Raw genomic sequence first — 26,235 nt, forward strand, 5'->3', positions numbered from 1 at the left:
GTTAAGGAGTTACGCTCTGTTTACCACCGAAGGTAATCATGGCCATCCCGAACACAATGACTAAGCATCCTAATACCTGTATCCAGTTCAACGATTCTTTAAACCATAAGGCCATCGCCAGCTGTACTGTTAAGAAAGTTCCTCCGGAACATACCGCAATTACGATAGGCTGTGAGAAGTTTTTGAACAGCTGTACTAAAAACCAGCTTGCTGAAAGAATAATGATGTTTCCAATAATCAATGCAGGCCATTGAAATTTCGGATTGATACCTCCATATTTAAAGATAATACTGGAAACGATTTGAGTTAGCCAGAAAGCCACGAAGTAGAGCATTTTTACCATAAGGTAAATATAAACATACTTGTGAATATTTTTAATCTGTCAATTCGAAATCCGCTTCCTTAACGTCTCGGGAGTTTCCGCCAATAAATACTTTGAAAGCACCAGGTTCTGCAATATGCTTAAGCTGTAGGTCGTAGAATTTTAGATCTTCTTCCGATATCGTGAAATCTATTCTTTTCGATTCGCCTTTTTTCAAAAAGACTTTTTGGAAGTTTTTAAGTTCTTTAACAGGACGTGTGATGCTGCCAACCATATCACGGATATAAAGCTGCACAACTTCTTCTCCATCGTAGTTGCCGGTATTCTTTAGATCTATGGAAACTTTTAGGGTTTCATTCATTTTAATCGCTTTTTTGTCGAGAATGATATCGCCATATTCGAATGTACTGTAACTCAACCCATATCCGAAAGGGTATAGGGGCTCGTTGCTAACATCCAAGTAGTTGGAGCGGAACTTTTGAAACCAAGCGCCTTCGGCTAAAGGACGCCCTGTGTTTTTATGGCTATAGTACAAAGGGATCTGTCCGACATTCTGTGGGAATGTCGCAGGTAGCTTGCCACTTGGGTTAATATCGCCAAATAAAACGTCCGCTATCGCTTTTCCGGCTTCTGTACCGCCAAACCATACGTTTAATATCGCTGGAACATGTTCATGCTCCCAAGTAAGCGTCAATGGGCGACCGGTAAATAGGACCAAGACTACCGGCTTGCCTGTATTCAAAAGCGCCTCTAGTAGTCGTCTTTGACTTGCCGGAATATTAAGATCCGTACGGCTAGAACTTTCTCCCGACATCTCCGAGCTTTCACCCAATGCCGCAACGATGACATCTGCGCTTTCTGCAGTCTTCAAAGCTTCGGCGATAATGAGTTCTGGATCGCGCTCGTCTCTAGGGATTGTACGACCAAACATGGTAGCTCGCTCTTGTAGAGCTTTGTCATCCGTTAGGTTAGATCCTAAATGCGTCGTAATCTTAACCTTACTTCCCAATGCTTCACGCATTCCTTCAACAAGGCTCTGCGTGTTAGCATGGTCTGCACTCACGCTCCATGTGCCTGGCATGTTTGCTCCTGTATTCGCAAGCGGACCAATTACTGCAACGGTTCCTGTCTTTTTCAATGGCAGAATCTGGTCATTCTTTAGCAAGACAAAAGACTTTGCAGCCGCTTCACGCGCAAAGACTAAGTGCTCCTTTTTAGAGATTTCTTTTTTAGCGCGCTGCTCATCGCAATAGCGATAGGGGTCTTCAAACAGTCCTAATCTATACTTCGCTTCCAATACATACCGAACCGCTCGATTAATATCCACTTCAGTAACTCGCTTTTCCTCTAACGACTTTTTCAGCGTGGTCAAAAAGCCTTCACCGACCATATCCATGTCTACACCTGCTTGTAAGGAAAGGGCAGATACTTGCTGCAAATCGCCTAATCCATGGTCGATTAACTCATTTACTGCTGTATAGTCCGTCACTACAAGACCTTTAAATCCCCATTCATTGCGAAGTAAGTCAGTCAGCAACCAACGGTTAGCTGTTGCTGGTAATCCGTTGATATCATTGAAGGAAGTCATGACGGACATCGCTCCAGCTTCAAGAGCAGCCTTGTATGGAGGCAGATATTCATTGTAGATCCGATGTAGACTCATGTCGGTGCTATGATAGTCTCTACCGGCTTCTCCGGCGCCATATAATGCAAAATGTTTAACACAGGCAAGCAAGGTGTTGTTTTTGCTAACATCGTCGCCCTGATAGCCTAAAACCATTTCTTTCGCAATGCGGGAAGTCAGGTAGGTATCTTCGCCACTGCCTTCAGATATTCTTCCCCAACGCGGATCTCTCGAGATATCGACCATTGGAGAGAAAGTCCAGTTGATACCGTCAGCCGTTGCCTCTACAGCAGAGATACGTGCCGTTTGGCGAATCAACGGCATATCCCATGTGGCTGCGAGACCAAGAGGTATTGGAAATGCAGTTTTATAACCATGGATAACATCCATGCCGAAGATAATTGGGATTCCCAATCGAGACTCTTTCACGGCTAATTCCTGTGCCTTTCGAATCTTAGCAGGTGAGCTCATCGAAAATATGCCTCCAATATTACCGGCTTTGATTTTCCCTTCGACGTCAGTTGAAACAACAGAACCTGTCGTGGCTTCGCCACCTGTTACTAGATTAAGCTGCCCGATCTTTTCTTCAATAGTCATCTTCGACAGCAGACCGTCGATAAATTGGTTCATTTTATTATTATCTTGCGCATTTACAAGGAATGAAAATGCGATTAAACTGCAGGATAATATGCCTTTACGGATATTCATTGATTCATTACTTTAAGTGTGGGCTTTTGAAGCCTAATTTTCTTAATCCTAACCTTACTTCCGGAGCATTCATAAATAAGTCCCAAATAAGGCCGGTTCTATAGTTTTCGATCATTACGACAATGGGGCCTTGATCGATCGCTAAGTATCGCTGTGGATACCAATTGTTTGTTTCGCTGAAAGCATCATAGAAACCATATTTGCCCCATACCTTATCATTAAGATTGTTGAATAGGTATTTTGCAAATGCGATGCTTTCATTGGGCGTATATGGCATGGATGCCAGTGCCGCAGTAGGAGATACGACCGATTTATCATTGTCCGGATGATGAGCATCATATCCATTGATTGAATAGCTTGCCGTCCATCCCCAAGCTTTGTCCGCTCCATAACCAACAAAGTTCTGTGGATTGGCTTCGGCATAAGCAATATTGATCTTAGCATGATTCACTACGGCATCCTCATAAGAAACATATTTGTCGGACAATCCTCTTGGGTCTAAGCCTAAGAAAGAATAGTGTGCCCAAAATAATGGACCCACTTCGCCCTCACGTGAGTTATGCTTAACTTCTGTCGGGATGTCAAACTTCTTGATATCTGATTTGATTTTACCATTTCTAGCCCATCCTTGATAATAGACCGTAGAGTCTATCGCATGGGTAGGTGAAGAAGCAGCTAAGACATAACTTATTAAGCACTCATCATAACCTTGAATAGCATGGTTCATCCCGAACTCGTGGACAGGGCTCCAGTGCCAGAATAATACATTCTTACCGTTTGTATAATGCTTCCAATTGATTCCTCTCCATAGGTTATCGGCTTTCTTGGCAATTTCTCGTTGTATTTCAGTGCCTTCTTTGAAGTACTCCCGTACTACTAGAAGTCCCTGCGCTAGAAATGCCGTTTCGACAATGTCGCCACCATTATCCTTTTCACTAAAGGCTTTTACTTCTCCAACATTGCCATGGTACCAATGTGCCCATGCCCCTTGAAAACGTGGGATGCGTGTCAAATAATCCATGATGCGATGAAGGCGTTCTTCCCCTTCGCTCTTGCTGATAAAGCCGCGTTCCATCCCTACAATCAAACTCATCAATCCAAATCCGCTACCACCAATAGTGATCACATTGCGGTCGTTTTGTGGATATTCACCGTCAATATGGATGCGCTCGCGAGCTAGACCTGTAATGGGCTCAGCTCCCTCCCAGAAATATTGGAAAGTTTGGCTCTGGATCTTAGTCAACAAAGAGTCGTTAGCAATCGCGAGACTATCTTTCATGTCATTGCGATCGTTATCATTATTGTTATTCTTAATTTGGCAAGATTCAAAATTCAGTGCCATCAGTATGATACCAGAGAAGGTTAGTGCTTTTATCGTCATATGCTATTCGTGGATATTGGCCCTCCCTTGTTTAGGAGGTATTTTCATAACTAGTATTCCTGAATGTTATCTACAGGTTCACTATAAACAAAGATGTCATCTATTAGTTTGAAATGAAAATATTAGCCGTGCTCATTACTACTACAACGTCAAAATACCTGCTCAACGGCCGTTGAGATATGGTGTAGTAATTTGAATACCTGTACTTTACTAGCGAATGGGTCTACAACAAAAAGTTTATAACGTGTAACATGTACACATTGATTGCTGTGAGGGGATGATGTATTGCTCTGAATACAATTTATGCAATTAAAGCTCTAATAAAAACTCTGTCAGGTTCTTTTCTGTTGGGAGGTTAAGCTTTTTACGGAGCCTGTAGCGTCTAATTTCCACGCCGCGGGTACTGATGTTCAATAGAGACGCAATCTCCTTACTTGACATATTTAAACGCAGATAAGCACATAACTTTAAGTCGTTCGGAACCAGCGCCGGATAATCTGACTTTAGCTTCTTGAAGAAATTCTCATGCGCTTCGTTAAAGCTTTTCTCGAATAGATCCCAATCGCGATCGTCGGAATGCGCTTCATCAATTAGTTTACTTACTTTCCGTAATTGGTCTGAACTCAATTTGTTACCGTTTGAATCATTAAGATTGGTCAACTCATGATGTAGGTTATTGAGCATCTCGTTTTTATAAACAATATTCATGGCAGCATTAGCGAGCTCACGGTTCTTGATTTCCAATTCCTGCTCTAATTGGTCGTTCTTCAGCGCCATCAATTTACGTTCATTGAGCTCCGCCTCCTTCGCTAATCGTGCTTCTTGATCAGCCAACATCTTCGCTTTCAGTTTTTGCTGCTCTTTCTTCAGATGCTGCTCATAATAGCGTTTGCCGATTATGAATAGTGCGGTAAGAATAAGCAAATAGATAACGATAGCCAACCAATGCCTATACCATGGTGGGCGAATGGTTATCTCCAAACTCGTAATCTCTGATTGTGTACCATTTGGCGCCATCGATCGGACGTGAAAAATGTAGTTGCCATCGGGAAGATTAGTAAAATCCTTAAAAGCTACTTCCTCCCAATCGGACCAATTATCTGTATATCCTTCCAGCCAATACGAATATTTTAGATTCGACGAAGAATACCAAGGACTCGCATAGGCAAAGCGTAAGTTGTTCTCGCCATAGGCAATCGACAAATCATCATAAAGAGGGGGAGTCCCATTGCTCGTGTTCCAAACTTGTGTAATGTATGGCTTTGGAAGATTAGCTTTTGCACTCAGCTCATTAAAATATATCGCAAATCCATTGTCCATCCCGATGATGGATGTCTGGTCATCCAAATTAAATATCTGTTCGTAGTCGTTCATCATCTTACCGCGAAGGGAATTCCACGACGATGAATCTATCTTAACTTTTCCTTCAGGTAAGAGTTCTACTTTAGCTATATGCGACTTCTTTACAAACCAATATTCGTTTTGTTTTATAGGGATAATCTTATTGGCCGTATGAAAGGATTTCAACTGTTCATTCAGTTCAACATATGGTTTAAAGGAGCCCAGGATGTTGTCATATTGATAGAAGCCAGAGTCGGTAGCAAAGACGATATTGTTTGCCAGGTTATAGACGCCATGCAGCTGGGTATTGCTCGGTAGATCGGCTTTTACAGCATTTATAGATTGCGCATCATCCTTACCTAAATTGAGCTTCATGCTGTAAACATTCTGCTGATTTGTCGCCCAGAATTCGGAATCGCTACGTTGAAGGATACTGCGGATGGGTACTTTAATTTGTTGGAACTGTTTGATAAAGCTAGGAGCTGGGCCGCCTTGCATCAGTCCGATTCCGGTATAATTTCCCTGCAACCAACGATTGCTGCCGCTAATCGCTGTAAAATTCCATGCACCCGTAACAGAGGAGATCTTCCGCATAGCATTGCCTTCTACTAAGAACGTCCCGTTATTATGTCCGCACAGCAGTTGTCCGTTCATATTGACCAATTGCCATACTTGCCCATGCGAGTTTGGGACAATACTGAAGTCCAGACTCTGGAAATCATTTACACCATTCCAATCACTTACGAATAGCCCCTGGTTAGTTCCAAGGTAAACCTTATTCTGAAAGATGATAGCGGCATAGACTGTTCCGATCTTTCCGGTTAGATCAGCATAATAATATAGCGGACTGTTGATATCAATACGGTCTACACCATTATCCAAACCCACCCACAGGTTAGCTTGCTTGTCGACCGTCATGCTAAGGACGGTGTTGTTCTGGAGGCCGTTGTTTTTATTGATCTGCTGAACAAGTTCACCCTTGCTATTCAGAATGTACACGCCATTCTGTATGGTTCCGAACGCAAATTGATCTCCATATAACTTAACGCCATTGTTGACCTGATAGCGGATAAGTTGTTGTTGCACTTGGTTTTGCCAAGGTGAAATACTTCCATCGTTCTCCATGATAAAGAGGCCATGGTTAGAAGTGGCAATTAATATTTTATCCTTATCGAAGGGTAGCATGCTAAGGATATTCATACCGCGCAGGACAGCCGCGCCCCTTACTTGCGCCAAACTATTATTGACCAATTCAAATAAGCCCGAAGGAAGTTGTTCAAAGAACATCCTATTATTTACCTGATGACTAAAGAGAAAAGGCTCGCCATCGGCGGTTAATGTTTTGATCTCGTTATTTTCATAGATGTAGCATTTCGAGAAGCTGTGGAAGAAGATACGGTTACCGACCGTGTTGATACGCCAGATCTCGTCATTCTTCAATCCAGTCTGATCCTTAACTAAGGGGGAAAGACTGCGGTACTTCATCTTACCAAACTTCCCACGTTCCCAAACACCAAATTCTCCAGACCCACCAACCAGAATGCGACCTTCCTTATCGATGTTCACACTCCGCAGACTACGTTGATTTTTTGCTTTGTGAAGGCGCCATTCCTGACCGTCAAAACTTAGAAGACCTTCCGTATTGGCTACATAAATAAAGCCTTCGTTGCTGACTGCGATACCCCAGTTCTGATTCCCTGCTTGGTAGGTGGACTTGTTATACTGCTTTACATACGGCGATCCGACCCTTGGAATATTTTGTCCAAAAGCGAAAGCGATAGTAAAAATAGAAGCAATAAAGAATATTAAAGTCCTCAAGGGCATAAGACAAATATACTATTTAGATGTTAGATGTGAGATATTAGACATTAGAGCGGAGCGTCGAATATTTCTACAATTGCTTAGATGGAGATTCGATGTTATTTGTGAGATAGGAGAAGGAGTTGAGGTAGTGAAAGGTTATCTGTAGTGCAATGAAAATAGATAGGGGCATTTGTATTTTTGCCCCTATATATTTCTTTATAGATCCATTGGAAGGAATATTTTTCCTAAGCTAGTCATTTCGGAAACGTCTGTTTCTTGTTCGAAGATGCCGAATACAGCGGAACCTGAGCCTGTCATGGAAGAGTAGACAGCGCCAAGTTCATAGAATCTTCGTTTAATTTCTCCGATTTGCGGATACAATTCGAACAGGCCGGCCTCAAAGTCATTCTTAATATGAAGTTTCCACTCTTGTATCGGTAATTGCACCGCGCGTCTTAAATCTATGTGTGGAGTCAATGGAGTGACGTTCTTATAGGCTTCGGCGGTGGAGATATGGATATTCGGCTTTAATATCACTATATAATAGTCGGAGAGGTCCAATTCAATTTCGGAGAGCTTGGTGCCGATATCCTCGGCATAGGTGGATTTATTCTGGATAAAGAAAGGGCAGTCGGCACCTAATTGCGCAGCATACTGTTCTAATTCTCTATCAGAAATGCCTAATTCAAATTGCTCATTTAGTAATTGCAGGGTTGCACTCGCGTCGGAAGAACCCCCGCCCAAGCCCGCCCCGATGGGGATACGCTTCAGCAAATGTATTTTCAGAGGCGGAAGATCGTAATCAGCCGCCAATAAGCGATACGCCTTCAAACAAAGGTTATCGTCATCAGCCTTCAAATCTGCCCCGTGAATCTCAAGCTCTAATTTATCAGAAAGCTGCGTCTCCACAGCATCATATATTTTAACCGGATAAAAAATAGTCTCCAAATTATGATAGCCATCCGAACGACGCTCCGTGATATGTAAGCCTATATTTATTTTCGCGTTCGCAAACTTTAGCATGGTATTAATCGAATGTTTTTATTCAAAATTGTATTTATTATAGAGCAATTACCCAATTCCTCTTCCAACCACATCCTCAAGAAATCAATCCGAATACTCCCGAATCTCTTCCAACCACATCCTCAAGAGCTCAACCCCAATTATCCTACCTATCAGGGTCTAAAATCTAATATCTAACATCTAAAATCTAGTTAAACTGCTTTCTTCTCGCCCAATATCCAATTCGGCTTTTGCTCTTGCAGATTAATGATTCGGTTGGTGTCTGCATACTGTTTTATATGTTCGACTGCTTCGTCAATATCATCTGTAAATAGCAGTAAGTCTTGATCTTCCGGACTAATGGTCTTTGCTTCAATCATCTCATTCACATGATCAATAATGCCTTTATGATATTCTAGACCCATCACAACAATGGGGAACTGCGATAATTTCTTCGTCTGTATCAAGGTGAGGGTTTCGAAAAATTCATCTAGCGTACCGAATCCTCCGGGCATAATGATAAAAGCGAAGGAATATTTACGCAGCAGTTCTTTGCGCACAAAGAAGTACTCGATATTAACGAATTTATCCATGTATGGGTTATGCATTTGCTCATGCGGCAATACAATATTACAACCCACCGAAGCACCGCCAACATCTTTCGCACCGCGGTTTGCGGCCTCCATAATACCGGGGCCTCCGCCTGTCATAATTGTAAAGCCCTGTTCAGCAAGCTTGCCTGAAACGCTGCGCGCTTGTTTGTAGTAAACATGGTCTTCACCAAATCGTGCAGATCCAAAAACCGTCACGCAGGGGCCAACAAAGTGCAGGGTTCTAAACCCTTTCATGAATTGAAAGAATACACCGATTACATATTTAAGTTCGTTCCAACGCCCTCTGGCGCCTTTCAGGAAACTGATCTCTTCCCTTACAAATTTATTACTCATGTTCTATCGGACTATTGATTAATTCCTCTGCCTCCTGCATAATATGTTTTTGCTTGTCGGCCGGAATCTGGATATGGCTTAATATTTTCGGATCCTTTAAAAGATCCTTTACGCAGATGCATTGATTCTTTAATAACATCGCCTTATCCTGTGTAGTTAAGTTAGTTAAGCAAGTAATCGGGTATTCACCAGTATTGTCTACACGCGCTTTTATGCTTTGTCCGTTCGGGTAATCCCAGGACAACAAATTCATTTTATAATATTCTCCAAACTTTATCGAGTCTGTCGTGAGGTATGCATTCGTGACTAACCAGCCATCCGTGAACTGACGATGCGCATTAAAAAATGGATATTCTATACCTGTCACATCCGTCACTCTAGATTTAAAGTACATCGGCGTGGTTACGGAAATCTTGGCATCCTCATCATTACGAAATTTACATTCCACAGCGAGCATCACATCGCCCTTAGCAGCGACAACATCAATTTCATGCGTTACGGCATGACCTTGCACTGTCTGTCCGGTTATGGCCTCATAACCGTCTTCCTGAAATAAGCGAGCTACCCATTTCTCAAAATAGAAGCCTTCAGGTCCCAACTCGCGAAGCGCACGCTTTAAACTATAGCGAGCAGCATAGGAGTTTTTCTTTGATTTTAACGCGTCGAAAGCCATTTCATAAAGCTCTCGGGTGCTGATGCCATCGTATAACTTATTTTTGATGGACGCATATACCATTTGAACTTCCCCGTCCGAGGCGCCTGAGCGCATCAAGGATCGTCTTAAGCTTGATTCATCAAAGGGAACAAGTTCGCCCGAATACTTCTTTACCAGCATAGTTAATAGTTTAAATGTGGATGAAAATACGAATAATAGCGAAGGCAATCAAAATTTATACCTAATCAGAAACAAAAATCGAATTTATTCGTTTTATAGATAGGATTATAAATTTGAACAACATGAGCGGAATATTAAACTATGCCTTTGATGCACTAAAGAACAAACTCGATGCGAGTTGTCATGATGGGAATGTAGGGACATCGGAACGTATATTATCTGTAGTCGCGGGCGGATTCTTGTTAGGAAGAGGAATTAAATCTATTGTAAAACATCCGATGACAGCATTTTCTGGAATTACTCTCGGCGGTGCGCTGATTTATCGTGGTGTTACAGGATATTGCCCAATCAAAGACTCGGTGGAGTCGAAAGAACCTGAGGCAACCGTTATTGAACATCGCTATTTCGTAAAATAGAACGATTTAATTACAACCAAGTCAAGGCATCTAATTTGTTAGATGCCTTTTCTTATTTTTGCTTATAGTGCTTGAATTCAAAGGTCAACAAGAAATTCATTTCTCTTGGTGTTTCAGCGGAAACAACCAAGGATTTTAAACCCTCATACATATTTATGAAGAAGATAGTAGTTTTTACCGGCGCTGGTATTTCTGTAGAAAGCGGACTGCCTACTTTTCGAGGTGCGGACGGACTGTGGGAAGGTTATAGAATTGAAGAAGTCGCCACACCAGAGGCTTGGCAGCGCAATCCTGAGTTGGTGCAACGGTTTTATAATATGCGCCGAAAGGATTGTATCCGTGTAGAACCTAACGCCGCGCATCGCTATTTAGCGAATATGGAAAAGGATTTTGATGTACAGATTATCACACAAAATATCGATGATCTGCATGAGCGCGCTGGTAGCAGCAAGGTTTTACATCTGCACGGACAGATCAGAAAATCACAATCCTCCAAGAACCCCAATTTGGTTTACGATATCGAAGGCGATGAGATTGCGATGGATGCGACTTGCGAACTCGGCTCGACATTGCGGCCACATGTGGTATGGTTCGGCGAGGCGGTACCCAATATGGTAGAAGCGTCTCGTCTGGTTCGTGATGCCGATGTGTTCATTATCATAGGAACGTCCTTGCAGGTTTACCCGGCAGCCAACTTATTATTCGATTGTAAACCCGGTTGTCAAATCATACTGATCGACCCAAATGCGAAGCAGGTGGCCATTCCTGCGAACGTTCATAAAATTGCGGAGTCAGCGAGTAAAGGTGTTGTTTATTTGGCGGAAATCATTGGCAAATAATATTTTGTTCCATTACATAAGTTATTGTAAAACAAGTTATAATGTCATTTTTGTTTAATCTTTTGTTTATATTAAAGCAAAGCTTGAAATCAAAAAAAAAACCTCTAACACGGAATATAATTCTGTATTAGAGGTTTTAAGATTTTAAACAACTATTTATCAGCTTGTTACGTATTTTAAATAAATGGTTTATTAATATTTATTGTATGTCCCGATTATCGCCTTCCTCATCTCAGCAAATAACCCAATAACCTGCTGAATAAACTCTTCATCGAGCATCTCAAACACCCCATTAACACCACCGACTACATCAGCTTCTGCTAACTTATAAGATTGTTCTAACGTCCCTTGTTCAAACTTGACGATAAACTTCTGGTTCATCCCGAAGATCGTAATCTTACAATCTGGATGTGGTAATTCGGCTAATACGCGCATGCTAAATAGAATTAAGTCACAAATAAAAAAGTTCCGACGAATGCCGGAACCTTACAAATATAGATATAAATAAATTAGGTTTAAACCACTCCTTGTGCCTTCATGGCTTCAGCAACTTTGATAAAGCCACCGATATTTGCGCCCTTCAGGTAATTGACATAACCGTTAGGCTCCTTGCCGTAACGAACACATGTTTTATGGATATTTTCCATAATCAATTTTAAGCGATGATCCACTTTCTCGTGGTTCCATTGCTGGCCGATTGCATTTTGCGACATCTCTAATCCGGATACCGCTACACCACCCGCATTCGCCGCTTTACCAGGACCGAAATGAATCTTCGCAGAATCGTAGACCTTGATAGCACCAGCAGTTGACGGCATATTCGCGCCCTCGGCCACGATGGTACAGCCATTTTTCACCAACTTCTTCGCATCCGCTTCATTGATCTCATTCTGTGTCGCACATGGCAATGCAATATCACATTTAAACTGCCATGGGTTCTCCTTTGCATGGAAGGTTGCAGAAGGATACTTCTTCGTGAATTTCGCCAAATCGCGTCCAAGCGTAGCGATATAAGCTAATTTCTCTAAAGTCAAGCCTTCTTTATCGTACAAGGTTCCGGTGCTATTTGACAGCGTAATAACCTTTGCACCAAGTTGAATACCCTTTTCTGCAGCATAGTAAGCCACATTTCCAGCACCCGAGATCGAAATCACTTTTCCTTCGATCGATTCGTTATTATAGTCTAATACACATTGAACGAAGTAGAGTAGGCCATAGCCCGTTGCTTCCGGACGGATGTAAGAACCGCCCCATTGTGGGCCCTTGCCGGTCAAAACGCCTGTAAAGTTATTTTGAATACGCTTATATTGTCCGAATAAATAACCGATCTCTCTCGATCCAACACCGATATCGCCCGCAGGAACATCCGTTTCGGCACCGATATGACGGTATAGCTCGGTCATAAAGCTTTGGCAAAAGCGCATGATTTCATTGTCCGACTTGCCTTTCGGGTCGAAGTCCGATCCGCCTTTACCACCACCGATTGGTAGGCTGGTCAAGCTGTTTTTAAATACCTGTTCAAATGCTAAGAATTTTAAGATGCTCAAGTTTACATCCGGCGCAAAGCGCAAACCGCCTTTATAAGGACCAATTGCCGAATTCATCTGCACGCGATAGCCTCTATTGATTTGGATTTGATTCTTGTCATCCATCCAAGCAACACGAAAAGAGAGTGCGCGCTCGGGTTCAACCATACGCTCTAGGATCCGAAGATCCGCAAAGTCAGGTCTATGCTCATTAATGTAAGGGATCAAATCTTCAATTACCTCGGTTACCGCCTGTAGGAATTCTGGCTCGTTCGGATTACGAAGCTCGACGTTCTTGATAAAATTCTTAAGGTTTAGGGACATTTATTAGTGATATTTTATTTAATGTATCGCAATATTAGCGAAAATTAATATTAAAAGCCAATTTTATACAAAAATTGTTTTCATGTTTTACGTGCGTCAAAATCTCATTCCTAATTGAGAATTTAGTTTTTCAATTTGTACATTTGTCAACTTAGATTGAAAAGAAGAGAATTTTTATGCCAGTTAAGATACCAGATAATTTACCTGCGATAGAACTCCTTAAAAAGGAGAACATCTTTGTGATGAGTGATTTACGTGCGGATACTCAGGACATCCGACCGATGAAATTGCTTGTGCTGAACTTAATGCCTCTAAAGATTTCTACAGAAACTGATTTTATCCGCCTGTTGTCGAATAACCCTTTACAGGTGGAGTTGGATTTCTTGCGCCTCGCAACTCATAATCCTAAGAATACGCCTGAAGAGCATCTGGAGCTGTTCTACAAGAACTTTGAAGATATTAAAGAGAATACCTACGATGGTATGATCATCACCGGCGCACCGGTAGAGATGATGCCTTTTGAACAAGTGACCTACTGGCCGGAAGTAACCAAAATCTTCGACTGGGCAAGGAAACATGTTTTCTCTACCTTATATATCTGTTGGGCTTCTCAGGCTGCACTTTACCATTTTTATGGGGTAGAAAAGAAACCTCTGGATAGCAAACTATTCGGAGTGTTCAAACATACGGCTTGGGACAAGAAAGACCCGCTGTTCCGTGGTTTTGATGATGAATTTTATATTCCACACAGTCGCCACACGACCATTCTCGCTGAAGACGTGGAAGCGAAAAAAGACATAACCGTATTATCTGCTTCGAAAGAAGCCGGATTAGCAATTCTCTCGACCCGTGGTGGCCGGGAATTGTATTTAACAGGGCACTCTGAATACGCACCATTAACGTTGCATGAAGAGTACACACGTGATATCGAAAAAGGACTTGAGATTGACGTCCCTGTAAATTACTACCAAGACGACAAACCGGAGCTTGGTCCCGTAGTACGCTGGGCAGGACATGCTAACTTATTGTTCAACAACTGGCTGAACTATTATGTATACCAAGAAACGCCATACGATCTGAAACAAGTTCCTGAACTTGGGGATATTAAGATTAATGGGTAAGTAGTAGTTAGTATTTAGTAGTTAGTATTTAGACCTATGATTGGGATTAGATTTTAGATATAAGACATTAGATATTAGAGTATTGGCGCCGATTGGGCGCCTTTTTTATTGTGGAATGTTTCTATGTATGCTAGCTTTCTTGTTTTGGAGTAGTTTGTTTTGAACCGGGAACGGAAGGATGTGAGGATGATCAGGATCGGGGGACACTAGCATTATGCAACTTCAACTCTACATTGACTTAAAACCATTATATAACCCTTTCAAAGCCTTTTCATAACCCAATCAAAGCCGCTTCGAAAGGGTTATGATAGGGGAGTGAAATGGGAGTGAAGTGGGAGTGATTGGCTAGTGAGCAGATGCTGTATTATCCTTTGGTTTAATTGATTGTACTGTTTTGAACCAAGAAAGGAAGGATTTTGAGATGACCAGGAGAGACTGTAAATCGTTCCATCCTTTCTTTCTTGGTTCAGGACAAACTCTCCATCCATTTTTCTTCCTTTTTACACGAACCTGTAAATCCTTGCATCCTTACTTTCCTGGTTCAAGACAAATTTTCCTTTTTTGTTTAAATCATATGTTCATGAAAAATTCCATTTTCTTCCTTTCTACACGATCCTGATCATCCTTGCATCCTTCCTTTCCTGGTTCAAGACAAATTTTCCTTCCTTTCCTGGTTCAAGACAAATTTTCCTTCCTTTCCTAGTTCAAGACAAAATCCCAATCTTTAAATCCTTTTTTCTTGGTTTAGGCAAGGAATTGAAAAAATTACTCAAACGATTGCGATTGCATTTAAGCGTAATGGAGGCCTATGGCTAATTCGCTGGGCTTTTTTTAGTTGATAATTCCTGTATTTTCGGGAACTATTACGACTTAAATATTTTATGAAAAGAACCATTTTAACTCTTGCGGTAGCATGTTTAATGGCGTCGATGGGTTATGCTCAGAGTGCTAAGGAAGTTAAACATACATATCAGCAATTATCTGTTTTTGAAGATCCTTTAGCGCTGACGCTTAAAAAAGGGACTTCTAAAAAAATCATCAACAAAATAGAGGATGAGCATATCCGTAAGCATGCCTTAAACGTTTTGGCGGGCAACTATAAGTCTGACTATAAACTGGCAGATTATCATGCGATCCTGTCACCTACGACCCTGGGTCATCAACTGAGCATAGGAGATGGATATAGTAAGTATCAGAATATAACGGGCGTATATTTACCGGTTGGAAAACATATCGTGCTTGCTGAAGGAATTGAAAGAGGGAAGGATATTAAACTAATTGTTCCGAACTGGTTAAGACAGGCACCTGATCCGAAGGAGCCGACAAAGGATCCGAAGGGATGGGGTATAGAAAAAGAGGTCTTCGAACTCCAAAATGGCGTTAATATTATTGATCTGAAGGATTTCGGCAGTTTAGCATATATCTATTATTTCTCGGAAAATCCGAAAGAGGAGAAGCCTATTCGTGTTCACTTTTTGACAGGGCAGGTGAATGGTTACTTCGATAGCCAGAAGCAGAACAATGCAGATTGGGATAAGTTATTGGATAAAGCAGTTTATGGCGTTGTCGATGCGAAAGGGAAATACATTCAAACAGCTTATCCGGTTGCTGATTTAAAGAAATATGCTGGAGGTAAGGGTGTGGAATTGATCAACAACTACGACTCTCTTGTACACCGTCAACACCGCATTATGGGACTGATCAAATATAATCGTGTACCGGAAAATAAGATCTTATCTCGTGTTAACTATAACTACTATATGTTCAGAGATGGCGATGGAGTTGCCTACATGGGCGGCAAGAGCGGTTATGCGATGGCGATGGTCTTAGATCCTGCACGTGTTATTAGTGGCGACCCCTGCTGGGGCTTCAGCCATGAAGTTGGCCATGTGCACCAAACAAGACCGAAGTTGAGTTGGGGCGGATTAGGCGAGGTGAGCAATAATATTTACTCGCTTTATGTGACGACTTCTTTCGGTAATAAATCGAGAATTTCTGAGCAAGGAAACTATGCTAAAGCGCGTGCTTCCATCATTGATAAGAAAATTTCCTACCTACAGGATCCGGATGTGTTCAACCGCTTGGTACCTTTCTGGCAATTGCAACTTTACTATGCTGGGCCAGGTAAAAAGGCGGATTTCTATCCAAATTTGTTTGAGACTTTCCGTCAGCAAGAATCGAAAGAGAATCCTTGGAATCGTGACAGAAATCCTGCGGTTCATCAGCTGAACTTTGTGAAAACCGCTTGTGAGGTTGCAAAGGAAGATTTAACTGATTTCTTTGATCAGTATGGGTTCTTCTATGTCGGCGAGTTCGAAATGGATGATTACGGCAAGTATGATTACCGTATGACGCAAGCTATGGTCGATAAATGTAAAGCGGAAATCAAAGCGTTGAATCTCCCGAAACCAAAGGGTGATATTAGCGCTATGAAAGATTGAGATTAGATTATAGATATTAGATTTTAGACATTAGAGTAGGGCGCCGATTAGGCGCCTTTTTCATGGGAAGGGTTGGCTTGTTTTGAGCTTAGAAAGGGAGGGGGAAATGATGGGGATTTTGTCTTTGAACCAGGAAGGGAAGGATGCAAGGATTGGCAGGATCGGGGATTGTCTTGGAGTAAGAAAGGAAGGAAAATTTGTTTTGAACCAGGAAAGGAAGGATGCAAAGATTGGCAGGATCGGGTATTGGGAGGTATGAAAGGCTGGGTCGAGTACATTTTTGGAGACGTTTAGTGAAACGTCTCTACGCAGTTCGTCATGGCAACCGCCTAGAAAATGTGTTCGTTAATCCTGATCATCCTTGCATCCTTCCTTTCCTGGTTCAAGAAAAAATCGTCATCCATTTTTTTTCTTTCCACTCGATCCTGATAATCCCTAAATCCTTCCTTTCCTGGTTCAAGACAATCACGATGTTTTCGTTGAAAAGGTTGTATTGAATTTTTTTTCTTGAACCAAGAAAGGAAGGATGCAAGGATTGGCAGAATCGGGTCTAATACCTAATGTCTGATGTCTAAAATCTGCTTCCGAATTCTTCCAAAGCATTATATTTGTCGTATGAACAGCAAGAAATTGGTTAGCGCGAAGATTGAGGATTTCTACAATCAGGCTTCGGAGGAGGATAGACTCAGCAAGGGTTTGGGGATATTTGAATTTGAAAGGATCAAAGCATTAATTTCTAGGTATTTGCCGAAGTTGGGGGTGGTCATTGATGTTGGTGGTGGTACTGGTAAGTATGCAGAATGGCTAGCCAAGGAGGGGCATGATGTTCATATGGTTGAACCTTTGGATAAGCATCTCAAGATTGCTCAAAAGCGTTCGGAAAAGGCTAAAAGGCCTTTTGAGGTGATTAAAGGGGAGGCGCAGCGTTTGGATTTTAAGGACGGGTTTGCGGATGTGGTGATAATGCATGGTCCGTTGTATCATCTGCAAAGTGAGGAGGCGAGGTTGCGCGCTATTTCGGAGGCGAAGCGTGTGCTGAAGCCTGGTGGAGTGGTATTGGGATTTGCAATTAATTATACGGCGTCTACTATTGTGGGTTTGTTGAATGGTTTGATTCATGGTCCTTCTTTTTTGGATATGTGCAAGTCGGAACTGACAACGGGCATTCATAATGCGCCTTCGGACTTGCCTTGGGTGATGGCGGAATCGTTTTACCATAAGCCTGCACAGCTAAAGGCGGAGTTTGAAGCGGCGGGATTGAGGTTTGATAAATTATACGCCGTGGAGGGTATTACCTGGCTGGACAAGCACTATTTTGAGAGTATGTTAAATGCTAAGAAGAGAAAGAATCTGGATTTGATTACCGAGATTACGGAAAATGATGAGCATTTGCTGGCATTGAGTCCGCATATGATGATTGCGGCGTTTGTTTAGATATTAGATTTTAGACGTTAGATATAAGATTTGGATTGGCGCTTTTTTGGCGCCTGTTTATTTTTGGGTTAGTTCGTTCGTTTGTATTTGTAGTTTCAAGTTTTAGAAATTAAAGATACTTGTGCGTTGAGCATACGTCCTCTTAGATGGTAAACTGTGCTATAGAGTTCGTCGGAGGTTAATACTTGATGGTGGTAGTTTTTGATGTTTGCGATGTTTTTGAGTTCTACTTCTAGATCAACTTTCCTTTTTGGTAGGCTAATACGAGCGAAAAGATCCATAAACAGGTGATTGTTTGTAAAGATGCCCTGTTTATTATGCTGATGATTGAAGCTATATTCTACAAAGAGCGGTTTAATCGGGGTATAGGCTAATTTGATAGACTGAATTAAATTGCTGCTCATAATACGGTCGCTTGGAACATGAAAAGCGACGATCTCACTTTTAAACCAGGAATAGTGGAGTCCATAATTTACGCTGAATTTCTTATGAAATTGCATGTCAATTGACGGGTTGATTACTACAGCCGATTGATCCAGCTTGGTTGCTTGTCTTTGCACGGCCATATCATCCTTAAGGTTTGTCCAACTCGCGTGGAGCTGCAGAGGGCCGCGGAGTGCGTTTATATATTGTGTAGCAAACAAGATCAATCCATATTCTTGCGATTTGTGAGCACCTGGGACCACGATTTTAGACAGCAAATTGTCGGTGACTAATGTTGCTAGCAGATCCGGATACCTGACGGAAGCATATTTTGCGGTGATATTCCCGAAGAATAGTTTTAATGGACGCTGTATATTGTATTTCAAAGTAAGTTCATTCTTCTTTTTCTCGCGCAGGTCGACCATGTTATTGGCTAAACTACGGTAGGTTTTTAATATTGGTTTGCAGAAAAAATTAGCCATATTGCCTATCGATCGATGATGTTGGAAGCGCAGCTGTAGATAGTCTTGCGAATTGAGGAAGAATTTGCTATTGAACAAAGGGTTAAAATAGACCTTATCTCTGCTCTTATCCAAATCATTCGTGGGGTCCAAATAGTGTATATGTTGGGCAATGACCGGCAAAGCGACAGAAAATTCCCACTGTTTTACTTTTGTTTCTAGCATGGGTACAAAGTAGAATTCGTTGTTGTGCCAGTCGAGGTTGTTTATTTGTTCACGGAGGCCGAGTTCGGAAAACTGATATTCTGAACCTGATAAGTCCAGCTCGCTGTTAAATTTTTGACGTTCGTTCAAAAGTCCTAGAAGATAGCTGTGTTTTAAGACTCCTTTGTTGAACTTATAAGATGCTCGAATTAGATTGGCAAAAATGGGGAGTTCTAACTGTTGGCGTGCGATATCTTCTTTTTTGTTCGTGGTGAATGGGTCTGCGGTAAATTGTTCTACCTGCAGACGTTCTTCGGAATCTTTATGTTCTATAGTCCATTGTATATCGACAATGTCTCCGTTTTTTAGTTTTGGGCTGTAACGGAAATGATTGCTCCATTGTAGGAGCTTATGTCGATATGGATGGTTCAATTGCATTGAATTTCCTAGCAGATCCGAAGTTTCCTTCCTTCGGTCAATCTCCATATAGGCATTGTTGCTGAGAAAGTAAGTGGGGCTGTTGATTTCGAATTGCGCTGCCAATACAGTTCCTCGTAGCACCGGCGTGCTGTTTGGGTCTTCTATAAAGCGGATGCTGTCTAGGCTTGCGAAGTTATCATTATATGAAAATACTAAGGGCTCTCTTCGCCCCAAATGTTGTTGTGCTATAAGCCGTAGTGATCCGTTCTGGCGTATTCGGAAATAATTGTTTGACGCTAGAAATCGACTTTTCGCGGTGTTGTTGATATAAGGATGTCCCGTTGCCGAGGTAATGGTCTCTTGTCGCAGCAGATTTTTTGGTAATGGATCTACGATTCGGCTATTTCGCTTAAAATCTGTATGGCCGATAAACATGCTGGATAGGTCTTTTCCCAAATTATTTCCATGTATACCATTTAGGCTTTTAATATTCTTGTTTAAAAGCATTGCTGACAGTTCCAGATCATATTGTTCGGGAAGGCCTAAACCCAGAGTTGAGCGTCCCATGACTTTTAGGGTCGCCTCGTCTTTTAACACCAGGTTGATGGCGATATCATCGCTCAATGTATTGTCTTGAAGCACTTTGTGGTGTATGTGACGTTGTAACACTTCGATATTTTCAATAATTTTATTGGGGATGGTCTTGCTTCCGAATTCATACTTTTCGTCTAACAGGTTGCTTCCATCGAGATAGATGGCGGTAATCTCCTTTCCATTAAAGCTTATTTTCCCAGACTCTGCCACATGCATGCCGGGCATACGTGCCAGAACATCTTCGATCGTACGATCTTCATTTCTGGCAAATGAATCAACTTTAAATACCAAAGTATCGCCATTCGCTCTTAACCTTTGCGATCGTTTGATATCCAGGGCTTGAATTTCGGTAGATTTAGGTTGGAGGATAAATTTATACGTTGTCTTATCTTCCGATAGCCGTGTTTTAGTCGGTTGAAAAGATAAGTGGCTAGTTTCCAAATGAAGCTGACTTATATTGATGTTTTCTGGAATTTTGATAATAAAATAACCGCTATTGTCGCTATTGCTATAAGCAAGTACCTTAGAGCCTGAGGTAAGCCTTATATAAACCGAGGGTATAGGTTTACCGTCCGAAAGGATATAGCCGTCTATATTTTCGGTTTGTGCAGTGATTTGTTTGGATAAGAACAGCATTATTGCAATTAAGATCTTCTTGAACAAGGAGGCTATCATGGCGCTATTTCAAATGGTCGATGGTAAGATTTTCTTAGCGGCTGGATAATTTTGTTCGTATCATCGACAAAGGTCATTTGATAGGATTCCCTGAATGGAGAAGTCTCATTTGGTTGGGCATTCGCCTGTCCTGAATACAGGAAAAAGATGGAGCCCAGCAATGTAAAGATTTGCTGTTTCATTTTTCTTGGTTATCTATAATTGGCTCCAACCCCGATAGGTGGGTTTCAGGGTTAATCAAATATAATTAATCTACAGTTAATTTTATTAATAATAATACCGAATGTAATCGCATGTAGTAGCTAAGTAGTATGTTGAGTAGAGTATTGCTGCCGACGTTGGCTAGGATTACTTCTTATCATACATCAATTTACAGGTTCGCAATTCTGCGCATTTTTGTATAACAAATCACAACAATAGAATAATAAGTTGTTTAAATAGAAAAGGAGTTATCATGGAAAATAAAGTATTAGGGTTACATCACATCACGGCTATCGCAAATCTTGCGCAGCGTAATTATGATTTTTATACCAAGGTATTGGGTTTAAGGATGGTGAAAAAAACCGTCAATTTTGATGATCCCGGCACCTATCATTTTTACTATGGAGATGAGAAGGGTTCAGCAGGAACCATACTGACCTTTTTCCCTTGGGAGGGTATCGGACGCGGTCGCAATGGGGTTGGTATGGCGACAGAGATTGCATATTCTGTTCCTGAAGGCAGTTTGGACTTTTGGACTGAACGTTTCGGTGAAAACAATGTGTTGACAGGAGAGGTTGTTGAGCGTTTCGGTGAATTATACTATCCATTCTTAGATCCGGATGGATTGAATTTATCCTTAGTAGTTCCAAAAGCTGGCGACACGAGAACGGGCTGGACCACGAAGGAAGTGACACAGGAGGTAGCAAGCAAAGGCTTTCATAATACGACTTTAACTTTGAGAGAACTGGAACCAACAGCAAAGGTCTTAACTGATTTATTGGGTTATCAGCAAGTGGCTGAAGAGGGCAATCGCTATCGCTTTGCTACAGACACGGTAGATTCCGCAAATATCATTGATATTTTGATTGATCCGAATGCTGGCCGGGCAATCAATACGGCCGGGACCAATCATCATATTGCTTTTCGCGTTAAGAACGATGAGGATCAATTGGAGTTGCGTGAAAGAATCATGAGAGCCGGCTTACAAATAACTCCGCAGATTGACCGTGACTACTTCCATTCGCTTTATTTCCGCGAACCAGGAGGTGTGTTATTTGAAATTGCGACAGAGAATCCGGGCTTTGATGTAGATGAGCCGCTAGATTCTTTAGGATCTGCGTTGAAATTGCCTAGACAATATGAAGGCAGCCGCACAGAGATCGAAAAAGTATTGCCACAATTGGAAGGATAATTAGAAAAGGAAAACGATATGCATCAAAGAAATATATTACAGGCAGGGAATACTAGCAATGCAAAGAAAGCTTTGATAATGCTACATGGTAGAGGAGGTTCGGCACAGGATATTTTATCCCTTGCCGAGCATCTGAACGTCGCGGATTACCTGTTGTTGGCACCACAAGCGACAAACCATACTTGGTATCCGCATTCTTTTATGGCGGAGGTTGCTTCGAATCAGCCTTATCTGGATTCAGCTTTGGCGTTGGTGGCCGAAACGGTTAAGGAAGCGGAAGCTCAGGGTATACGAGCGGAGAACATCTATTTCCTAGGCTTCTCGCAAGGCGCCTGTTTGACCCTAGAGTATGTAGCACGCAATGCTCAACGTTACGGCGGAGCTGTAGCCTTCACCGGTGGCCTGATCGGCGATGAAATCTATAAGGAGAACTACCAAGGAGATTTCGCCGGAACACCAATCTTTATCGGAACCAGCGACCCCGACTTCCATGTCCCCGTAAGCCGTGTGCAAGAAAGTACAAAGCTGCTGGAAGAAATGGGCGCCGAAGTAACTGAAAAGATTTATGCGGGAATGCCGCATACGATTGTCTCGGATGAGATTGAGGTTGCTAATAGGGTTGTTTTTAGATATTAGATCTGAGACATTAGATTTTAGACGTAAGATTTTAGACGTTAGGTTATTTGAGTTTGAACGATTGGGATAGACAGAAAATGAGTTTGTCTTGAATCAGGAAAGGAAGGATTTAGGGATGGATAAGATCAGGTATATCATCTTATGTCTGATATCTAACATCTAGTCTGGACGAAGAAAGGAGGATAAGATGAGTAGGATCCTGTTTCTCCCTAAACCCTTCCTTTCCTGGTTCAAGACAAATTTTCGCTTCCTTTCCTGCTTCAATACAAACTTTTCCTTCCTTTCTTGGTTCAATGCAAACTTTTCCTTCCTTTGTCAGTTCAAAGACTCTAATGTCTCAAATCTAATATCTAAAATCTAATTTGCTATCTTTGCCCCCATGTCATTTACGCATTCTCAAGATACAATTGTCGCGCTGGCGACTTCTCCAGGGGTTAATGGTGCTATTGCTGTGATTCGTTTGTCGGGTCCGGAGGCAGTGGCTATTACGGACTCTGTTTTTAAGGGGAAGGATTTGAGCAAGCAGGCTTCGCATACGATCCACTTTGGAACTATTCGTGATGGGGATCAGGTGATTGATGAGGTTCTTGTTTCTTTATTTATTGCGCCACACTCGTATACGAAGGAGAATGTTGTGGAGATTTCTACGCATAACTCGAAGTATATTATCGAGCGTATCTTGACGTTGCTGATGAAGAAAGGGGCGAGGGCGGCGAAGGCGGGGGAGTTTACTCTTCGTGCTTTCTTGAATGGCGGATTGGATTTGTCGCAGGCGGAAGCAGTGGCGGATCTGATTGCTTCGAATTCTGCAGCATCGCATCAGATTGCTATGCAGCAGATGCGTGGTGGTTTCTCAAATCAGTTGAAGCAGCTGCGTGAGGATCTGGTGCACTTTGCGTCTTTGATCGAGCTGGAATTGGATTTCGCGGAAGAGGATGTGGAGTTCGCTAATCGCGATCAATTGCGGATTCTGATCGAGAAGATCTATCAGGTGATCGGGCGTTTGATTCAATCGTTTGAGCAGGGGAATGTGTTGAAGAACGGTGTGCCGGTGGTTATTGCTGGAAAGCCAAATGTGGGGAAATCGACACTGTTGAATGCTTTATTGAATGAGGAACGTGCTATTGTATCGGATATTGCTGGTACGACACGTGATACGATTGAAGATGAGATCAATATACATGGCGTTACTTTCCGTTTTATAGATACGGCCGGGATTCGCCAGACGGAAGATTTGATTGAAGCGAAAGGAGTGGAGCGGACAATGGAGAAGATGAAGCAGGCACGCTTGATTATCTATCTTTTTGACCCTACGCAGGATCATATTGCTGCCGTACAGCAGCAGATTAAGGAAGTGGAAGTTCTCAATATTCCATTTGTGACGATTATTAATAAAAGCGATCTTCTCTCCGAAGATCAACGCGCTGAATATGCAGTGCTAAACCCAATTTATATTTCCGCAAAACAACAGCAGGGTATCGAAGGGCTGAAAGACGAGTTGCTGAATCAGGTGAATCTGTCGCAGATTAATACGGATGATACGATTGTGACGAATATTCGTCATCTGGAAGCTTTGCAGCATACTCGAGAGGCTCTGGAGAAGGTGTTGTTCGGGATTGATAATCCGATTACATCGGATTTCCTAGCGATGGATATAAGGCAAGCGCTACATCATTTGGGTGAGATTACCGGGACGGTTACTACGGACGATTTGCTGGAGAATATATTTAGTAAGTTTTGTATCGGGAAGTAACCACTTCACACACTTTTTCACGAAAGCACTTGTTTTATAGCTTATTTGGTAGTTGTAAGGGTCGGAGGGAATTGTAAGAAGAATTTAATACAGATAGATAATAACCTGTTATGTCCTTTGGATTATATAGATATCGAGCAATTAAAACAAAAATTAGGCAAGATCAAATTCAAGAGGCGCGACAAGACAAATGCCGTTTTGGAATTAACGTGGAGCTAAAGACATAATTTTTCATCATAGTTTAGTCGACTTCTCAACGATTAAAAGTTATATTAGTTATATGCGAGAAAAGAGATTTATACTTTCTGTTTGTTTTCTTATAATACTCTTTTGCAAAATCGGTTCCGCTCAATCGCTGCAAGTTGGGGTATTTAACGTAAATGGGGTAGTGTATAAGGTAGATAAGATAGCAAATAACACGGATACTGTCGTAATACCAAGAGATCTGGTTCTTCAACCTGATAATCCTATAACAGTAAATGGTATTCCAACTGAAATATTAATCGAAGGGATAATAGTCAACCGTGACGATGGTTGGTTTAAATATGCAAAAGAGACTCATTCAGCTTCCAGAATTAGCCAATTAAAAGCTAATAACGATTGGATCAGATTTCATTATTGGTTAAAAAGTGACGGAACTTGTTATTATGGTTCGTTTAATCTCAAAAACGCTTCGAGTCTTACGATAACTGAAATAGCAAAGATGTATATGCATATCAAATCTAATTTTAAACCTTTTCTTATGAGCCCTGATGCACGACATTTGCAGCTCAATTCGATTCCAGTAGATGGCGGAATACAAGATTTCTAATCATATTATTTGAGACAAGCAGCACTAATCAAGGACTTTACTTATTTCAAATAAATATTCTGTAGTTGATGTAGGTATTTGATCTTTTCATTCGACCAAATACAGGTCCTGTAACCAATATGTCCGTCCAAGTTGATTGTAAAACTTGCTTTTTTTACAAGTGAAATACCTAGTACCAATTTAATCGGCAAACCCACACTCCAACATCACCTCTTCTGACAAAGGGATGGGTTGAAGTTTAGCTAAATCTATCAATGGGCATAACCCTCTAACACCACGTTTTCGGTTTTAACTACTAAAACCTTAAGTATGCTTTCGTTCAACTAAACTTGGTTTCCAATTTTTTATTCCCTACTATCTAATATATTGTTCTTATTTCTAATTGTTATTGCTACATTTGATTATAAACTAACTTTATGAATCTGCTATTTTTAAATATTGGAATACAGGAAGTCATCTTATTGTCGATGTTGATTCCAACAATTTTTTACCTATACTCTTTTTACAGGTTAGTTGTATCAAGGAATATTAATGCAAATGAGAAATTGTTGTGGATTGTTGCATTTCTAGTATTTAACCTCCTTGGGGCTATAGCATATTGGATTTGGGATTATAGTAATAATCGTGTTAGATCCTCTCGATACTAGCTCCCATTTTCTACTTTCTTAATGCCTCTTGAACTTTCGGCTAACTAACTAAAAACTTAACCATGTTAAACGTAATTTTAGCGTTATGCTTAATGTCAGTTGGGATAATCTTATCGAGAAGGGATGATAAAACGTTGAGGGTAACTGGATATAT

At 41.5% G+C, this 26,235-nt stretch carries 21 protein-coding genes; 10 read left to right on the top strand and 11 right to left on the bottom strand.

Features of this window, described 5'->3' with window-relative positions; genetic code table 11:
• Position 1: 1 nt before the first annotated feature.
• The 7 genes from DSM08_RS09215 to DSM08_RS09245 all read right to left on the bottom strand — a co-directional run bounded on the left by DSM08_RS09215 (position 2) and on the right by DSM08_RS09245 (position 9,963).
• Positions 2–343 carry a hypothetical protein gene (locus DSM08_RS09215; protein WP_149525876.1) on the bottom strand — a complete coding sequence of 114 codons (342 nt, stop codon included), beginning with the start codon at positions 341–343 and terminating at the stop codon, positions 2–4.
• A 31-nt stretch (positions 344–374) separates the two neighbouring features.
• Positions 375–2,654 carry a beta-glucosidase BglX gene (gene bglX / locus DSM08_RS09220; RefSeq protein ID WP_149525877.1) on the bottom strand — a complete coding sequence of 760 codons (2,280 nt, stop codon included), beginning with the start codon at positions 2,652–2,654 and terminating at the stop codon, positions 375–377.
• Between the two features lie 7 nt (positions 2,655–2,661).
• Complete coding sequence (locus DSM08_RS09225; protein WP_246172548.1) at positions 2,662–4,035, bottom strand: glucoamylase family protein; 1,374 nt, start codon at positions 4,033–4,035, stop codon at positions 2,662–2,664.
• Positions 4,036–4,344: 309 nt separating this feature from the next.
• Positions 4,345–7,194 (bottom strand): triple tyrosine motif-containing protein, encoded by a 2,850-nt coding sequence (locus DSM08_RS09230; RefSeq protein WP_246172549.1) that lies wholly within the window; start codon positions 7,192–7,194, stop codon positions 4,345–4,347.
• Between the two features lie 201 nt (positions 7,195–7,395).
• Positions 7,396–8,202 (bottom strand): 4-(cytidine 5'-diphospho)-2-C-methyl-D-erythritol kinase, encoded by an 807-nt coding sequence (ispE, locus tag DSM08_RS09235; protein ID WP_149525879.1) that lies wholly within the window; start codon positions 8,200–8,202, stop codon positions 7,396–7,398.
• Between the two features lie 191 nt (positions 8,203–8,393).
• Positions 8,394–9,128: an LOG family protein gene (locus DSM08_RS09240; RefSeq protein ID WP_149525880.1), complete on the bottom strand. Its 735-nt coding sequence runs from the start codon at positions 9,126–9,128 to the stop codon at positions 8,394–8,396.
• Positions 9,121–9,963 (bottom strand): ATP cone domain-containing protein, encoded by an 843-nt coding sequence (locus DSM08_RS09245; protein WP_149525881.1) that lies wholly within the window; start codon positions 9,961–9,963, stop codon positions 9,121–9,123. Before DSM08_RS09245 ends, DSM08_RS09240 begins: the two co-directional genes overlap by 8 nt.
• Positions 9,964–10,085: 122 nt before the next feature.
• On the opposite strand from DSM08_RS09245, the gene DSM08_RS09250 reads away from it, so the two are divergent.
• Positions 10,086–10,379 (top strand): YgaP family membrane protein, encoded by a 294-nt coding sequence (locus DSM08_RS09250; protein ID WP_149525882.1) that lies wholly within the window; start codon positions 10,086–10,088, stop codon positions 10,377–10,379.
• Positions 10,380–10,534: 155 nt separating this feature from the next.
• A complete protein-coding gene (locus tag DSM08_RS09255; RefSeq protein ID WP_149525883.1) occupies positions 10,535–11,218 on the top strand; it encodes an SIR2 family NAD-dependent protein deacylase in 684 nt (227 codons plus the stop codon).
• Positions 11,219–11,410: 192 nt separating this feature from the next.
• Here DSM08_RS09255 and DSM08_RS09260 read toward each other — a convergent pair whose 3' ends face one another.
• The gene (locus DSM08_RS09260; RefSeq protein WP_149525884.1) at positions 11,411–11,653 is read right to left on the bottom strand and encodes a hypothetical protein; all 243 of its coding nucleotides are present in this window, start codon (positions 11,651–11,653) and stop codon (positions 11,411–11,413) included.
• Between the two features lie 80 nt (positions 11,654–11,733).
• Positions 11,734–13,068 (bottom strand): NADP-specific glutamate dehydrogenase, encoded by a 1,335-nt coding sequence (gdhA, locus tag DSM08_RS09265; RefSeq protein WP_149525885.1) that lies wholly within the window; start codon positions 13,066–13,068, stop codon positions 11,734–11,736.
• Between the two features lie 176 nt (positions 13,069–13,244).
• Here gdhA and metA point away from each other — a divergent pair, with 176 nt between their 5' ends.
• The 3 genes from metA (at position 13,245) to DSM08_RS09280 (ending at position 18,064) form a co-directional block, all read left to right on the top strand.
• Positions 13,245–14,189, top strand: coding sequence for a homoserine O-acetyltransferase MetA (gene metA / locus DSM08_RS09270; protein ID WP_149525886.1), 945 nt, complete (start codon positions 13,245–13,247; stop codon positions 14,187–14,189).
• 881 nt (positions 14,190–15,070) lie between these two features.
• Entirely contained in the window at positions 15,071–16,630 is a 1,560-nt protein-coding gene (locus DSM08_RS09275; RefSeq protein ID WP_149525887.1) for a M60 family metallopeptidase, read from the top strand.
• A gap of 615 nt (positions 16,631–17,245) precedes the next feature.
• Entirely contained in the window at positions 17,246–18,064 is an 819-nt protein-coding gene (locus DSM08_RS09280) for a class I SAM-dependent methyltransferase (RefSeq protein ID WP_149525888.1), read from the top strand.
• A 95-nt stretch (positions 18,065–18,159) separates the two neighbouring features.
• On the opposite strand, the gene DSM08_RS09285 is transcribed toward DSM08_RS09280, so the two are convergent.
• Both DSM08_RS09285 and DSM08_RS09290 read right to left on the bottom strand, forming a co-directional pair.
• A complete protein-coding gene (locus tag DSM08_RS09285) occupies positions 18,160–20,841 on the bottom strand; it encodes a Plug domain-containing protein (protein ID WP_149525889.1) in 2,682 nt (893 codons plus the stop codon).
• Positions 20,838–21,023, bottom strand: a complete 186-nt coding sequence (locus tag DSM08_RS09290; RefSeq protein ID WP_149525890.1) for a hypothetical protein — start codon at positions 21,021–21,023, stop codon at positions 20,838–20,840. The genes DSM08_RS09285 and DSM08_RS09290 overlap by 4 nt, the downstream gene beginning before the upstream one ends.
• A gap of 272 nt (positions 21,024–21,295) precedes the next feature.
• Between DSM08_RS09290 and DSM08_RS09295 the strand changes: the two genes are divergently transcribed.
• The 5 genes from DSM08_RS09295 (at position 21,296) to DSM08_RS19440 (ending at position 26,081) form a co-directional block, all read left to right on the top strand.
• A complete protein-coding gene (locus tag DSM08_RS09295) occupies positions 21,296–22,234 on the top strand; it encodes a ring-cleaving dioxygenase (protein WP_149525891.1) in 939 nt (312 codons plus the stop codon).
• Positions 22,235–22,252: 18 nt separating this feature from the next.
• Positions 22,253–22,870 (top strand): alpha/beta hydrolase, encoded by a 618-nt coding sequence (locus tag DSM08_RS09300; protein WP_149525892.1) that lies wholly within the window; start codon positions 22,253–22,255, stop codon positions 22,868–22,870.
• 379 nt (positions 22,871–23,249) lie between these two features.
• Positions 23,250–24,623: a tRNA uridine-5-carboxymethylaminomethyl(34) synthesis GTPase MnmE gene (gene mnmE / locus DSM08_RS09305; protein ID WP_149525893.1), complete on the top strand. Its 1,374-nt coding sequence runs from the start codon at positions 23,250–23,252 to the stop codon at positions 24,621–24,623.
• A 280-nt stretch (positions 24,624–24,903) separates the two neighbouring features.
• Positions 24,904–25,434 (top strand): hypothetical protein, encoded by a 531-nt coding sequence (locus tag DSM08_RS09310; protein WP_149525894.1) that lies wholly within the window; start codon positions 24,904–24,906, stop codon positions 25,432–25,434.
• A gap of 467 nt (positions 25,435–25,901) precedes the next feature.
• A complete protein-coding gene (locus DSM08_RS19440; protein ID WP_394344166.1) occupies positions 25,902–26,081 on the top strand; it encodes a PLDc N-terminal domain-containing protein in 180 nt (59 codons plus the stop codon).
• Positions 26,082–26,235: the final 154 nt, after the last annotated feature.

The sequence above is a fragment of the Sphingobacterium hotanense genome, assembly GCF_008274825.1.
Lineage (GTDB): Bacteria > Bacteroidota > Bacteroidia > Sphingobacteriales > Sphingobacteriaceae > Sphingobacterium > Sphingobacterium hotanense.